The 13126-nt window shown below is 71.9% G+C and carries 16 protein-coding genes; 8 read left to right on the top strand and 8 right to left on the bottom strand.

Translation table 11 applies throughout. The annotated features are described in order from the left end of the window. Positions 1 to 64: 64 nt before the first annotated feature. Entirely contained in the window at positions 65 to 658 is a 594-nt protein-coding gene (locus AB0J57_RS33995) for a DUF2269 domain-containing protein (protein ID WP_366132270.1), read from the bottom strand. A gap of 164 nt (positions 659 to 822) precedes the next feature. Between AB0J57_RS33995 and AB0J57_RS33990 the strand changes: the two genes are divergently transcribed. From AB0J57_RS33990 to AB0J57_RS33980, 3 genes are all read left to right on the top strand, one after another. Beyond that, the gene (locus AB0J57_RS33990) at positions 823 to 1683 is read left to right on the top strand and encodes an NAD(P)H-binding protein (protein ID WP_366132269.1); all 861 of its coding nucleotides are present in this window, start codon (positions 823 to 825) and stop codon (positions 1681 to 1683) included. 96 nt (positions 1684 to 1779) lie between these two features. Further along, entirely contained in the window at positions 1780 to 2232 is a 453-nt protein-coding gene (locus tag AB0J57_RS33985; RefSeq protein ID WP_366132268.1) for an ester cyclase, read from the top strand. Continuing rightward, positions 2229 to 3149, top strand: a complete 921-nt coding sequence (locus tag AB0J57_RS33980) for an MBL fold metallo-hydrolase (protein ID WP_366132266.1) — start codon at positions 2229 to 2231, stop codon at positions 3147 to 3149. The genes AB0J57_RS33985 and AB0J57_RS33980 overlap by 4 nt, the downstream gene beginning before the upstream one ends. Before the next feature lie 72 nt (positions 3150 to 3221). Here AB0J57_RS33980 and AB0J57_RS33975 read toward each other — a convergent pair whose 3' ends face one another. Next, on the bottom strand, positions 3222 to 3836 hold the full coding sequence (locus AB0J57_RS33975; protein WP_366132265.1) for a helix-turn-helix domain-containing protein: 615 nt from the start codon (positions 3834 to 3836) through the stop codon (positions 3222 to 3224). Positions 3837 to 3921: 85 nt separating this feature from the next. Between AB0J57_RS33975 and AB0J57_RS33970 the strand changes: the two genes are divergently transcribed. Further along, positions 3922 to 4740 (top strand): NAD(P)H-binding protein, encoded by an 819-nt coding sequence (locus AB0J57_RS33970; RefSeq protein WP_366132264.1) that lies wholly within the window; start codon positions 3922 to 3924, stop codon positions 4738 to 4740. 47 nt (positions 4741 to 4787) lie between these two features. Next, positions 4788 to 5678 carry a haloalkane dehalogenase gene (locus tag AB0J57_RS33965; protein ID WP_366132263.1) on the top strand — a complete coding sequence of 297 codons (891 nt, stop codon included), beginning with the start codon at positions 4788 to 4790 and terminating at the stop codon, positions 5676 to 5678. A gap of 75 nt (positions 5679 to 5753) precedes the next feature. Here the strand turns inward: AB0J57_RS33965 and AB0J57_RS33960 are convergent, their stop codons facing one another. The 3 genes from AB0J57_RS33960 to AB0J57_RS33950 are packed head-to-tail and all read right to left on the bottom strand — an operon-like array spanning position 5754 to position 7940. After that, complete coding sequence (locus tag AB0J57_RS33960) at positions 5754 to 6644, bottom strand: NmrA/HSCARG family protein (protein ID WP_366132262.1); 891 nt, start codon at positions 6642 to 6644, stop codon at positions 5754 to 5756. A gap of 19 nt (positions 6645 to 6663) precedes the next feature. Beyond that, positions 6664 to 7536 carry an NAD(P)H-binding protein gene (locus AB0J57_RS33955; RefSeq protein WP_366132261.1) on the bottom strand — a complete coding sequence of 291 codons (873 nt, stop codon included), beginning with the start codon at positions 7534 to 7536 and terminating at the stop codon, positions 6664 to 6666. Further along, complete coding sequence (locus AB0J57_RS33950; RefSeq protein WP_366132260.1) at positions 7506 to 7940, bottom strand: ester cyclase; 435 nt, start codon at positions 7938 to 7940, stop codon at positions 7506 to 7508. Before AB0J57_RS33950 ends, AB0J57_RS33955 begins: the two co-directional genes overlap by 31 nt. A gap of 187 nt (positions 7941 to 8127) precedes the next feature. Here AB0J57_RS33950 and AB0J57_RS33945 point away from each other — a divergent pair, with 187 nt between their 5' ends. Then, complete coding sequence (locus AB0J57_RS33945) at positions 8128 to 8994, top strand: class I SAM-dependent methyltransferase (RefSeq protein ID WP_366132259.1); 867 nt, start codon at positions 8128 to 8130, stop codon at positions 8992 to 8994. A gap of 67 nt (positions 8995 to 9061) precedes the next feature. Here the strand turns inward: AB0J57_RS33945 and AB0J57_RS33940 are convergent, their stop codons facing one another. The 3 genes from AB0J57_RS33940 to AB0J57_RS33930 form a co-directional block, all read right to left on the bottom strand. After that, complete coding sequence (locus AB0J57_RS33940) at positions 9062 to 9817, bottom strand: SDR family oxidoreductase (protein ID WP_366132258.1); 756 nt, start codon at positions 9815 to 9817, stop codon at positions 9062 to 9064. Between the two features lie 31 nt (positions 9818 to 9848). Next, complete coding sequence (locus AB0J57_RS33935) at positions 9849 to 10925, bottom strand: serine hydrolase domain-containing protein (protein ID WP_366132257.1); 1077 nt, start codon at positions 10923 to 10925, stop codon at positions 9849 to 9851. A gap of 121 nt (positions 10926 to 11046) precedes the next feature. Beyond that, a complete protein-coding gene (locus AB0J57_RS33930; RefSeq protein ID WP_366132256.1) occupies positions 11047 to 11505 on the bottom strand; it encodes a nuclear transport factor 2 family protein in 459 nt (152 codons plus the stop codon). A 224-nt stretch (positions 11506 to 11729) separates the two neighbouring features. Between AB0J57_RS33930 and fabG the strand changes: the two genes are divergently transcribed. Next, positions 11730 to 12515: a 3-oxoacyl-ACP reductase FabG gene (gene fabG, locus AB0J57_RS33925; RefSeq protein ID WP_366132255.1), complete on the top strand. Its 786-nt coding sequence runs from the start codon at positions 11730 to 11732 to the stop codon at positions 12513 to 12515. A gap of 78 nt (positions 12516 to 12593) precedes the next feature. After that, positions 12594 to 13126: aromatase/cyclase (locus AB0J57_RS33920; RefSeq protein ID WP_366132254.1), on the top strand; the 533-nt coding region annotated here is incomplete at its 3' end.

Genomic DNA, 13126 nt, shown 5'->3' with positions numbered 1-13126 from the left:
GAACGCCGTCCGGCCCGCCTTGACGGGCGGGCCGGAGGTTCCAAGGGGCTGACCGGGCGCAGGATCAGGCGCGGCGCGGGCGGACGGTGGCGCGGCGGCCCCGGGCGGTGCGGCCCCAGGGCTTGTAGACCGAGATGACCGCGGCGGCCGTCAGCAGCACGAACAGCGCGGGCACGCTCCACACCAGGAAGTCGGCGGGCCAGCCCGGGCGCGGGGGAGCGCCGCCGGCCTCCGCCGTGTTCTCGGTGGCCTTCATGACGATCGGGTGGATGACGAACCACGCGAAGATCGTCATGAACAGGGTGATGACCCACTTGGCGACGATCCACCAGTGCAGCAGCAGACCCCAGGCCGTACCGCAGGACAGCACGATGCCGGAGATCGACGCGGCGACGCTGAACACCGTGACGCTGGTGTCGTCGAACACGTACATGGCGTAGTACACGCCCTTGGCGACCGCCGCGTCGTCGGTGGTGTACCCCATGAAGGCCAGGACGGCCATGGACAGTGACAGGCCGACCCAGCCGACGGACGTGACGACGTGGATGGCCAGGGTCAGCTTGCGGCCCCGGCGGCTCAGTTCGAATCTCTTCTTCTTGCTCTTCTTGCGGTCGTCCTTGGACGTGGGTTTTCCGGGCGCGGTGGTGGGAGCGGACAAAACGCTGCCTCGCCTTCGTGTCCTATGGGGAGTGGTAACCGATCTGATGGTTCCCCCTTCCGCTTGAGGCGGGGTCGAGGCGGTCGACCGCCTCTCCGGGCATTCTCCAGCGGGGTTCCCGACGCTGGGCAGCACTTACTGGCCAACGAACTCGTGGAGCAGGCGTGACAGTTCTGGTGACAGGTGCAACAGGATCGGTCGGCCGTCATGTGGTCGAGCGGCTCGTGGCCGCGGGCGCCACGGTGCGGGCGCTGACCAGGAATCCGGCCACCGCCGGGCTGCCGGAGGGCGTGGACGTCCACGAGGGTGACCTCACCCGTCCCGACACGCTGCGCGCGGCGCTGCGCGGGGTGGAGCGCCTCTACCTCTTCCCGGTCCCGGAGACGGCCCGCGAGGTCGTCGCGGCCGCCAAGGAGGCCGGGGTGAGCCGTATCGTCGTGCTGTCCTCGTCCTCCGTCCTGGACGAGTCGGGCGACAACCACAGCGGTGAGTACCACCGGGCCGTGGAGCGGGCCGTGGAGGAGTCCGGCATCGACTGGACGTTCGTGCGTCCCGACGAGTTCGCCACCAACGTCCTGTGGAAGTGGGGCCACTCGATCCGCGCCGAGGGTGTGGTGCGCGCCCCGTACGGCAACGCCCCGCGCGTCCTCATCCACGAGGCGGACGTCGCCGCCGTGGCGGTGACCGCGCTGCTGGAGGACGGGCACGCGGGCAAGGCGTACGTGCTGACCGGGCCGGAGGCGATCACCCAGGCCGACCAGGTGCGGGCCATCTCCGGTGCGCTGGGGCGGGAGATCCGCTTCGAGGAGATCACCCCCGACGAGGCCCGTGAACTGATGGGCCACGCCATGCCCGCGCCGGTCGTGGAGATGGTGCTGGGCTACCTGGCCGACGCGGTGGTCAACCCGCCCTCGGTCGCCGACACCGTCGAGCGCGTCACCGGCGTGCCCGCCCGGACGTTCGCCCAGTGGGCGGCCGACCACGCCGCCGACTTCGCCCCCGTCTCCGAGGAGCTGGCCGCATGACCGCCGGCGCCGTGCCGCGGGAGCTGCTGGACGGGCGCTCCGCCGGCAGGCACGTACTCCTTCCCTGACCTCTCACCACCGCAAAGGAACCCCACCATGTCCACGACGCTGACCGAGCCGTCCGTCCAGTCCGTCCAGGAGCGCAACAAGCGGATCGCGCTCGACTGCGCCGCCGCCTGGAACCGCTGGGAGCTGGACGGCATCCTCAAGCACTGGGCGCCGGACATCCGGCACTTCTCCGAGGACCGTCCCGTCGACACCCAGCAGATGATCGGCGCGATGCAGGGCGGCCTCGCCGCCTTCCCCGACCTGCACCTGGACGTCAAGAGCGCCGTCTCGGAGGGCGACCGGGTGATCCTGCGGATCACCGTGACGGCGACCCACCTGGGCGAGTTCATGGGCAAGGCCCCGACCGGCAAGAAGGTCACCTGGTTCATGCTCGAGGAGCTGCGCTTCAACGACGCCGGCCAGATCATCGAGCACTACGACGTGTTCAACTACCTGCCGATGCTCAAGGAGCTGGGCTTCGTCCCCTCGGACGTGCTGTGAGCACCGCCGTCGCCCTCGCGGGGGAGCTGACCGAGGTCGCCGACGGGGTGTACGCCTTCGTGCAGCCCGACGGCGGCTGGTGCCTGAACAACGCGGGCCTGGTCGCCGGTGACGACGGCCGTGCCGTGCTCGTCGACACGGCGGCGACCGAGGCCCGCGCGCGGCGGCTTCGCGAGGAGGTGCTGCGCGTCGCGGGCACGCCGCCGCGCACGCTGGTCAACACGCACTTCCACGGCGACCACACGTTCGGCAACCACCTCTTCCCGGAGGCCCTGGTCGTCGCGCACGAGCGGACGCGCTCCGACATGGCGGCCGCCGGGCTGCACCTGACCTCCCTGTGGCCGGACGTGTGCTGGGGCGACATCGAACTCGCCCTGCCCGAGGTCACCTTCCGCGACGCGCTCACCCTGCACGCCGGCGGGGTGCGGGTGGAACTGCTGCACCTCGGCCCGGCCGCGCACACCACCAACGACACCGTGGTGTGGCTGCCCGAGCAGCGGGTGCTGTTCACCGGTGACCTGGTGATGTCGGGCGTGACGCCGTTCTGCGTGATGGGGTCCGTCAGCGGCTCCCTGGACGCCCTGGAGCGGATGCGCGGGCTGGACCCGCTGGTGGTCGTGCCCGGCCACGGGCCGGTCGGCGGCCCCGAGGTGCTCGACGCCAACGAGGCGTACTTCCGCTGGCTGCTTGGCCTCGCCCGGCAGGGCGTCGCCGACGGGGCGAGTCCGCTGGAGCTGGCCCGCGCCACCGGCCCCGGCCCCTTCGAGGGGCTGCTGGACGCCGAACGGCTGGTGCCGAACCTGCACCGGGCCTACGCGGAGGAGCGCGGCGCGGCGCCGGGGGAGGCGCTGGACGTCCCGGCCCTGTTCCGGGAGATGACGGAGTACCACGGCGGGCTGCCCACCTGCCGCGCCTGACGTCACGCGGGGCGCCCGGCCTCACCGGGGCCGGGCGCCCACGCGGTTCGTCGCCGCGCCGCCCGAGCAGGATCATCGCCCGGGTCGGGCGCTCCGGTCCGGAGCCTCCAGGGAGTCGAGCCAGCGGAGGAGGCGGGCGCCTTCGCGGGTCATGATGTCCGGGTCGCGCAGGGCGTTGGCCAGCAGCGACATGCCCTGGTAGGCGGAGACGAGGGTGACGGCGAGGTCGTCGGGGTCGGGCAGACCCAGGGCGCGGAACTGGTGGCCGGCCCAGTCCAGCAGCCGGCGGATCACGACGCCGGCCTCCGCGTCGAGGAGGCCGTCGGCGCGCTTGTCGAGCTCGACGGCGAGGGTGCCGGTGGGGCACCCGTAGCGGGCGGCGGTGTCGCGCCTGCTGACCCAGGCTTCGATCAGGCCCTTGAGACGCTCGCGCGGGTCGGGCAACCGGTCCAGCGCACCGGTGAGTTCGTCCAGGTGCGCGCTGTGCTCGGCCAACGCGGCCCGGACCAGGTCGTCCTTGGTCTTGAAGTAGTAGTAGACGTTCCCGACGGGGACGCCGGCCGCGCGTGCGATGTCGGCGAGGGTGGTGCGTTCGACGCCCTGTTCGTGCAGGACCTGTGCTGCCGCGGTGGTGAGGCGGCGGCGCTTGTCGGCCGCCCGCGCCCTGGGCTTCGGTGAGTCAGTCACCTGACCAACTGTAGATCTCGCCCTGATCCCGTGCTACGGTCATGCCTCAAGTGAGTTAGTCAACTAACTAACAAGGAGCCGCTCCATGATCGCAGTGACGGGAGCCACCGGGAACGTCGGCCGTGAGCTGGTCCGCATCCTCGCCCGGGCGGGCGAGGCGGTGACCACGGTCTCGCGCGGCGAGGCACGCGAACTGCCCGCGGGCGTACGCCATGTGCGGGCCGACCTCGCCGACCCCGACGGACTGCGCCCCGCGCTCGACGGTGCCGACGCGCTGTTCCTGCTGGTCGCGGGCGACGACCCGCAGGGCATCCTCGACGCCGCGAAGGCCGGCGGGGTCCGCCGCGTCGTCCTGGTCTCCTCCCTCGGCGTCGCCACCCGCCCGGACGCCTACCGCCACCCCGCCGCCTTCGAGGCCGCGCTGCGCGGCTCCGGCCTCGACGGGACCGTGCTGCGCTGCGGCGGCCTGGGCTCCAACGCCCTGGCCTGGGCCGGGTCGATCCGCGCCAAGCGGCTGGCCGCCGCCCCGTTCGGCGACGTGGGCCTGCCGGTGGTCGACCCGGCGGACGTCGCCGAGGTGGCCGCCGCCGCGCTGCTCGGGCCCGGCCACGCCGGTGCCGTGTACGAGCTCACCGGCCCTGCCCCGGTCACCCCGCGCGAGCGGGCCGCGGCCATCGGCGCCGCACTCGGCGAGCCGGTCCGCTTCGTCGAGCAGACCCGCCAGGAGGCGCGGGAGCAGATGCTCGCGTTCATGCCCGAGCCGGTGGTGGAGGGCACCCTCGCCATCCTCGGGGACCCGCTGCCGGCCGAGCGCCGGGTGAGCCCCGACGTCGAGCGGGTCCTGGGCCGCGCGCCCCGGCCGTTCACGGACTGGGCCGCCCGCAGCACCGCCGCCTTCCGCTGATGGGACCTGGCCGCACGCCCCCTCGACGCACTCCCGGGAGAGAAACCATGCCGACCACGCCCGTCCTCGATTCGACGATCGCCCACCGCGAGCGCGGGTCAGGCACGCCGATCGTCTTCCTGCACGGCAACCCCACCTCCTCGCACCTGTGGCGCAACGTCCTGCCGGCCGTCGGCCCGGGACGCCTGCTCGCCCCCGATCTCATCGGCATGGGCGGCTCCGGAAAACCCGACATCGCCTACACCTTCGACGACCACGCCCGCTACCTCGACGCCTGGTTCGACGCGCTCCGCCTCGACGGCGTCGTCCTGGTCGGCCACGACTGGGGTGGCGCGCTCGCCTTCGACTTCGCCGCCCGCCACCCCGGCCGCGTCCGGGGCATCGCCTTCACCGAGACCATCGTCAAGCCGATGGCCTGGGAGGAGTTCCCCGAGGGCGGCCGCGAACTGTTCCGGGCCATCAAGACGGAAGGGGTGGGGGAGGCCATGATCCTCGACGACAACCTCATGGTCGAGAAGGGCCTGCCCGGCACGGTCGCCACCCCGCTCGACCCCGCCGACCTGGAGGCGTACCTCCGGCCCTACCCGACGCGGGAGAGCCGCCGGCCGCTGCTCCAGTGGCCGCGCGCGATGCCCCTGGGAGGCGAGCCGGCCGATGTCGTGGCCCGCGTCGAGGCGTACGGCGCGTGGCTCGCCGGAAGTGGCGACGTGCCGAAGCTGCTGATCGACTTCGCACCCGGCCCGGGGGCCATGATGGGCCCGGGCCTCGTCGCCTGGTGCGCGGAGCACATGGCCGCGCTGGAGGTCGCGCGCCATGACGTCCCGGCCGGGCACCACACCCCGGAGGACCGCCCTGCCGAGATCGCCGCGGCGGTCTCCTCCTGGGCGGACCGGCATGGGCTGCGCGGGACGTCCGGCGAAACGGCCGGCGGGGAGTGACACCGTGGCGGCAGGCGTCGGCGGCCCTTCCCCCGCAGGGGAGAGCCGCCGGCCTGGTGGAGGAGTGCGTACGCGTCAGACGTCGATGCCCTTCAGGTACGTCGCGAACGTCTGGAGCCCCGGGTGCGCGGCGCGCAGCGCGGGGATGTCCGCGCGGTAGCCGTGCTCCTGGAACCACTCGAACATCAGGGCGATCTCCGGGGCGTTCGGGATGTACGGGTTGGCCGCCACCGCGTCGAGCGGCAGCTCCTCGAAGCGGGCCGGCAGGCCGCTGCGGGCGGCGAACGCCTCGGCGATCCCGGTGGCCGTCAGCTCGTCGCCCGCCAGCTCCACGGCCCGGCCCAGGTATTCCTGCGGCCGGTCGAAGGCCTCGGCGGCGAAGAAGCCGATGTCGTCCACGGCGATGAACTGCACCCGGGTGTCCGGCTTCAGCGCCAACTGCACGACCAGCGTGCCGTCGACGTTCTGCGGGCCGTGCGCGGCGAAGTTGTCCATGAAGAACGTCGGGCGCAGCACCGTCGTCGGCACGCCCAGCTCCTCCAGGTACCGCTCGATGTGCCGCTTGGAGTCGAAGTGCGGCACGCCGCTGTGGCGTTCGGCGCCGCCCACCGAGCTGTACACCACGTGCGCGACCCCGGTGGCCTTCGCCGCCCGGGCCACCGCGCGGCCCTGGCGGACCTCGCCGCCCAGGCCCTTGGGGGTCATGAAGTTCTGCACGGAGAAGACCCCGTGCACGCCCTCCATGGCCGCGCGCAGCGACGCCTCGTCGTCCAGGTCGCCGGTGACCAGCCGTACGCCGGTGGCAGCGAGCGCGCGGGCCGCGTCCGACTCCGGGTCGCGCACCAGCGCCGCCGTGTCCCGGCCGCGCCGCACCAGTTCCCGTGCGGTGGCGCCGCCCTGGAGGCCGGTGGCACCGATCACCAGGACGGGGCCGTTCGCCCCGGTCGTCGTCATGTCGTTCGCCATGTCTGCTCTGTGCCTTTCCTCAGCCGAACAGCGCGGCGTTGGCGGCCGCCCAGGCACGGTACGGACGGGGGTCGCGGCCGGTCAGGTCCTTCACGGCCGTCGTGGGCGTGGCCCACGGCACCTGGGGGCTGTGCAGCGCGGCCACGTTGGTCACGGCCGCCGGGCGGTCGCCGGTGATGCCGGCGAAGACCTCGACGACCTCCTCCTGCGGCGCCACGGAGAAGTTCAAGCAGCGGCCCAGGACGTCGCTCAGGATGCGGGCCTGCTCCTCGGAGGTGAGGACCTCGCCGCCGGTCAGGACGTACGCCTTGCCGCGGTGGCCGTCCTGGGTGAGCGCGGCGACGGCGGCGGAGGCGATGTCGTACTCGTCGATCGGCGCGCCGGGGTTGTTGCCGATCCAGCAGCGCACCGAGTCGCTCTCGCGGACGGTCTTGATCCACCACGAGGTGTTGGCGTGGAACGGGCCGGGGCGCAGGAACGTGGTGGCGACGCCGGACTCGGTGATCGCCTCCTCGGCGGCCCGGTGCTCGTCGGCGATGCCGTGCGGCAGCGGGTGCAGCACGCTCGCCGAGGACAGGAACACGATGTGCTCGACGCTCGCGGCCGCGGCGGCCTTGGCGATGTTGCGGGCCTCCCCGGCCACATCGCCGGAGAGCACGACCAGCGCCGAGGTGACGCCGGCGAACGCGGCGGCCAGCGACGCGGGGTCGGCCGGGCTGCCGGCCACGACCTCGACGCCCTCGGGCAGGTTCGCCTCATCGGGCTTCCTGCTGAGCGCTCTGACCTGCCGGCCCTGGGCGGTGAGCTGCTCGACGGCCTCGCGGCCGACCTTGCCCGTGGCTCCGGTGACGAGAATCATGGTCAGGCCCTCCAGCCCTGCGGCTCCGGCCACGGCGAGCCGAGCTGACGGTACGTGCCCTGGTAGTCGGGCCAGTCGCGGTGGTCGCGGATCTTGCCGTCGACGAACCGGATGAGGTGGATCTGCTCACCGGAGAAGCGGCGGCCGGTCGGCGCCATGCCGACCAGGTCCCCGATGTGCCGGCCGTACAGGACGAGGTTCGCGCGGACCCAGTCGCCGCGCTCCTCCAGCAGCACCTCCTCCAGGTGCGCCTCCTCGGAGAACGTCATGCGCAGCCACTTGACGGCCATCGCGAAGGAGTCGGGACCGCGCAGGTCCATGTGCTCCATCGTCGCCGGGTTGAGGTATTCCGGGTGGATGTATTCCGCGACGTCCTCGGTTTTACCGGTGTTGTACGCCTCGATCATGCGGCGTACAGCAGCTATTTGGCTACTCATCGAATTCCCTCCACGGCGGCCTCCAAGGGCGGCGGCTACTGGCCGTATTCTGTGTGCGGACGCCGGGGCCGGGCAAGGGAAGAATTCCCGACTCCTTTTGTTCTCCAGGCATTTGTGCGGCCGCCGTCCACCGATCCTCGATGAATCCTCCAGCTCCGCGCGTGGCGGGGGCCCCAGCATGTGGCACATGGACACGGACACAGCGACCTACAAGACGAAAGTCACCGCCGCCTTCAACGGGGCCGCGGCGACCTATGACCGGCTCGGGGTGGAATTCTTCACGCCGATGGGCGAGCGGCTGGTGGAATTCGCCGGCCCGCGCCCCGGCCAGCGGCTCCTGGACGTCGGCTGCGGCCTGGGCGCCACCCTGCTGCCGGCGGCGCGGCTGGTGGGCCCCGCGGGCAGCGCGCTCGGCATCGACATCGCCGAGGCCATGATCGAGGAGGCCGGCCGCGAGGCGGCGCGGCAGGGCATCGGAAACGTCGAACTGCGGGTGATGGACGGCGAGCACCCCGACCTGCCCGCCCGCTCCTTCGACCTGGTGCTCGGCAGCTACAGCGTCATCTTCCTGCCGGACGCCCGGGCCGCGCTCGCCCGCTACGCCGGACTGCTGCGCGACGGCGGCCGGATCGCCTTCACCAGCCCGGTGTTCACCCGGGACACCTTCCCGTTCCTGCCGCCGCTGTTCACCGACCTGATCCCGATGTCCCTGCTGCGCCACCTGCCGGCCGCCTGGCACCCCGAGCAGCTCCAGCGGCAGCTCCACTCCTGGCTGGAGGACCCGGCGGACCTGACGGCCGCGCTGGACAGGGCGGGCTTCGGCGACGTCCGTATCGTCGACGAGTCGGTGGACATGACGGCCCGCTCCGGTGAGGCGTGGGTCGACTGGTCGCACACCCAGGGCATGCGCCTGCTGTGGCAGCACCTGCCGGCCGGCGAGGCGGCCTCCCTGCGCGCCCGGCTCATCACGGCGCTCGACGCCCTGCGCGGCGAGGACGGCCTGGTCCACATCGACGTCCCGGTCCGCTACGTCACGGCCACGGTCGCCCGCTGACGTACGTACGTCCATGCCGGAAGGCCCCCGGAATCCCCGGGGGCCTTCCGCACGATCTGACACCAGGTCACGTCACGGACAGCGCGCCGTCCACCGCCAGGACCGTGCCGTTGGCGTAGGCGGCCTCCGGCCGCGTGAGCTGGACGATCCACCAGGCGATGTCCTCGGGTCGGCCGACCCTGCCCGAGGGGACCCTCTTCGACATCTCGCCGAGGAACGCCTCGTACGCCTCCGGGGGCATCCCGGCCCGCACGCCGACGCCGGTGTCGACGACGCCCGGCGCGATGCCGACCGAGCGGATGCCGCGCGGGGCTAGCTCCACCGCCCAGGTACGGGTGAGGAAGTCGAGGGCGACCTTGGCCATGCCGTAGACGGAGTTCTCCGGCCACGCCCGGCGGCCGAGCGAGCCCGCGGAACTGACGTTGACGACCACTCCGCCGGTCGCCTCCAGGGCGTCCAGCGCCCGCTGGGTCAGGAACACCGGGGCGATCAGATTGGTGCCGAGCTGGGCGCGCACGGAGTCACGGTCCAGGCCGTCGAGGGAGGCGAATCCGGTGACGGCCGCATTGTTGACCAGGACGTCGAGCCGCCCGAATTCGCGCAGCGCGGTTCCGATGATCAGTTCCGGCGCGTCGTGGTCGTGAATGTCCGCCGCCAGAACGCGAATACGGTCATGACCGTCCGCGGTTTCCTTGAGCGTCGATTCACTGCGGCCGACGATGAGCACATGGGCGCCGCTCTCGGCGAATGCGCGGGCCGTCGCCGCTCCGATTCCCGTACCGCCACCGGTGACGATGACGGCCTTTTCCACGGCCTCCTTCACGGCCTTTTCCTCAGGATTCGTCACCGTGACCTCACGAGCACAGGGCGATGTTGACGCCGCGGATGACGGCCTGCTCGGCGTCCGGCCCGAAGTCCTTGTCGCCGATGGTGAACGAGAGCTGCACGCGGGCGCTCAGGTCGCGGGTGGTGGCCGCGAAGGTGGCGTAGCCGGGGATGCCGGCGCCGTGGCCCCACAGGTCGAGGTCGTTGTCGTTCTCGAGCTTCATGATGCCCAGGCCGTAGCCGATGCCCATGGGCAGGTTCTCGATCATCTCGGGCGGCAGCGGGGTGGTCATCTCGGTGAACTCCGGCTCGTTCAGGAGCTTGCCGCTGAACAGCGCGGAGAAGAAGCGGTCGAGGTCCGCGGTGGTGGAGATGATCTCGCCCGCGCAGCCGGCCTCGGAGGGGTTCATCAGCGTGACGTCCACCGGCTCGCCGCCGATCTGCATGTAGCCGCGCGCGTGCGGCTCGGGGATGTTCGGGTCGTCGCCGGGCAGCACGGTCTCGTTCAGCCCGAGCGGCTCCAGGACCCGCTCGCGGATCTCGTCGCGGTACGAGCGGCCGGTCACCTTCTTGATGAGCAGGCCGACGATGAAGTAGTTGGTGTTGCAGTACGCGAACTTGGTGCCCGGCTCGAACTCCAGCGGCTTGGCGGCCGCGATGGCGATCAGGTCCTCGGGCTCGTAGTGCTTGTAGCGGTCGCGCAGGAAGCGGTCGCCGGGCTTCTGGAACGAGTCCATGTAGTTGTACAGGCCGCTGGTGTGCTGCATCAGGTTGCGGATGGTGATCTTCTCGCCGTACGGCAGCAGACCCGGCAGGTAGCTCTCGACGCTGCGGTCGAGGTCGATCTTGCCCTCGGCGACGAGCTGGAGCACCACGACGGCCACGAATGGCTTGGTGATGCAGGAGATGCGGAAGCGGCCGTCGGCGGGAACGGGACGATCGGTGCCCAGCTCCGCGATGCCGGACGTCACCACGAAGGATTCGTCCCCCCGGGCGACCCGGAACTGCACGCCTGCGGCTCCGGCTTCGACGAGCCGGTCAGCGGCGCCCTGGACGGCCTGCTGAAGGGCCGAGACCTCCGGCCGGGCGATCGTCGTCTGCGTCATGTCGGGAAACCCCCATCGGGTGGCAGTCGGTGTGGCAGTCGTTTCTCTGGCAGAGGCTGACCGGCCGGAGTGGAGAGGCGGCCGGGCGCCGGTGGAGCGCCGCTCAGGCGGGTGGTCGCGCTCAGGCGAGGTCGTCGCGGGTGACCGTGCGGGCGGAGACCCGCAGCTCGCCGCCGTCGCGCACCAGGACGTCCTCGCAGACGCACACGCGGTGCACCCGGGACTCGCCGCCGATCTGCGAGGCGTACACGATCGCGTAGGAGCGGACGTCCACCGCGCCGTCGGGCCGGGGGCGGACGTCGAACATGCCGATGAAGTGGCGGTGTCGCTGGCCCGCCGCCGCGAGCTCGGCCGCGGCCCGGCTCGTCGCCGCGATCAGCCCGGCGTGGCCGCGCACCGGCTCGGGCAGGGTCGGCACGGCGAACGTCGCGTCCTCGGTGAAGGTCCGCGCCCACTGCTCGGCCTCGCCGAGGTCGAGCAACTGCATCTGGTGCGCGTAGAACTGCTGGACCTCCGCGTGCAGGGAAGCGGACCAGGCGGCGGGGGCAGGGCTCTGGGCGAACTCGGGCGCGAGCGTCATGGGGGTCTCCTTGGGTCGATTCGGCCACCCGCCAGCCTGGGCGGGGCCGGTCGCACGCGGTTGGAAGATCCCTCAAGCCCCCGTCCCGGCGCCCCGGTACGGCCCTCCGGGTTATCACGGCGTGATAACCCCGGGCCTCCCGGCGGGGTTGAGCGCCCTTCCGCCGGACCTCAAGCGCCACGGGACACGGTCGGAGTCACCAAGGCGCTCCTGGAAGGAAACCGATGACGACAACGACGAAGCCCGTCGCGCTGATCACCGGCGGAACGAGTGGTATCGGCCTGGCCGTGGCCCGCGAACTGGGCCGCCGAGGCCACCAGGTCTTCCTGTGCGCGAGGACCGAGCAGCAGGTCAAGCAGACCGTGGAGGACCTCCGCGAGGAGGGCATCGACGCCGACGGCATCGCGGCCGACGTCCGGTCCCCCGAGTCGGTGACGAAGCTCGTCGCCGCCGCCGTCGAGGCGTACGGCCCGATCGGCATCCTGGTGAACAACGCCGGGCGCAGCGGTGGCGGTCCTACGGCCGACATCTCCGACGAGCTCTGGTACGACGTCATCGACACCAACCTCAACAGCGTGTTCCGGCTCACCCGCGAGGTGCTGAAGAAGGGCGGCATGAGCGACGCGCCCTACGGCCGGATCATCAACATCGCCTCGACCGCCGGCAAGCAGGGCGTCCTGCTGGGCGCCCCCTACAGCGCCTCCAAGCACGGCGTCGTCGGCTTCACCAAGGCGCTCGGCAAGGAACTGGCCCCTTCCGGCATCACGGTCAACGCCGTCTGCCCCGGCTACGTCGAGACGCCCATGGCCGAGCGCGTGCGCCAGGGCTACGCCGCCGCGTGGGACACGACGCAGGAGTACGTACAGGAACAGTTCGAGGCGAAGATCCCGCTCGGCCGCTACTCGACCCCGGAGGAGGTCGCCGGGCTGGTCGGCTACCTGGCCACCGAGACGGCCGCCTCGATCACCGCGCAGGCCCTCAACGTCTGCGGCGGCCTCGGCAATTTCTGAGCCTCGCGCCCAGGGCTTCGGGCTTCGGGCTTCGGGCTTCGGGCTTCGGGCTTCGACCAAGAGAGAAGGGTAGTGAAGGTGTCGGCTGAACGGGTTCACCGCACATCGCACGACGTGGAGATCGCCGCACCGGCGGCGGTCGTCTACGGGTTCATCGCGGACACGGAGCGGTGGCCGCTGTTCTTCCCGCCGAACGTGCACGTGGAGCGGCTGGAGTTCGACGGGACCAGCGAGCGGCTGCGGATGTGGGCGACCGCCAACGGCGCGGTCAAGTCCTGGACGTCACGCCGCACGCTGGATCCCGCCGCGCGGCGCATCGAGTTCCGCCAGGAGATCCCGGCCGCCCCGCTCACGGGGATGGGCGGCACCTGGATCGTCGAGGAGCTGGGGGAGGGCTCCTCGCGGCTGACCCTGCTGCACGACTTCACGGTGGCGGACGACCGTCCCGAGGACGTCGAGTGGGTCAACCGGGCCACGGACACCAACAGCCGGGCGGAGCTCGGCCGTCTCAAGGGCCTGGCGGAGCGGTGGGGGCGGCTGGATGATCTGGTGCTGTCCTTCGAGGACTCCGTACGCGTCAACGGACCCGCCGAGCTCGTGTACGACTTCCT

Source organism: Streptomyces sp. NPDC049837 (assembly GCF_040674455.1).
In the GTDB taxonomy this organism is placed as follows: Bacteria; Actinomycetota; Actinomycetes; order Streptomycetales; family Streptomycetaceae; genus Streptomyces.
The sequence above is the reverse complement of the archived record's forward strand: the minus strand, read 5'-3'. Positions and strand labels throughout refer to the sequence as shown.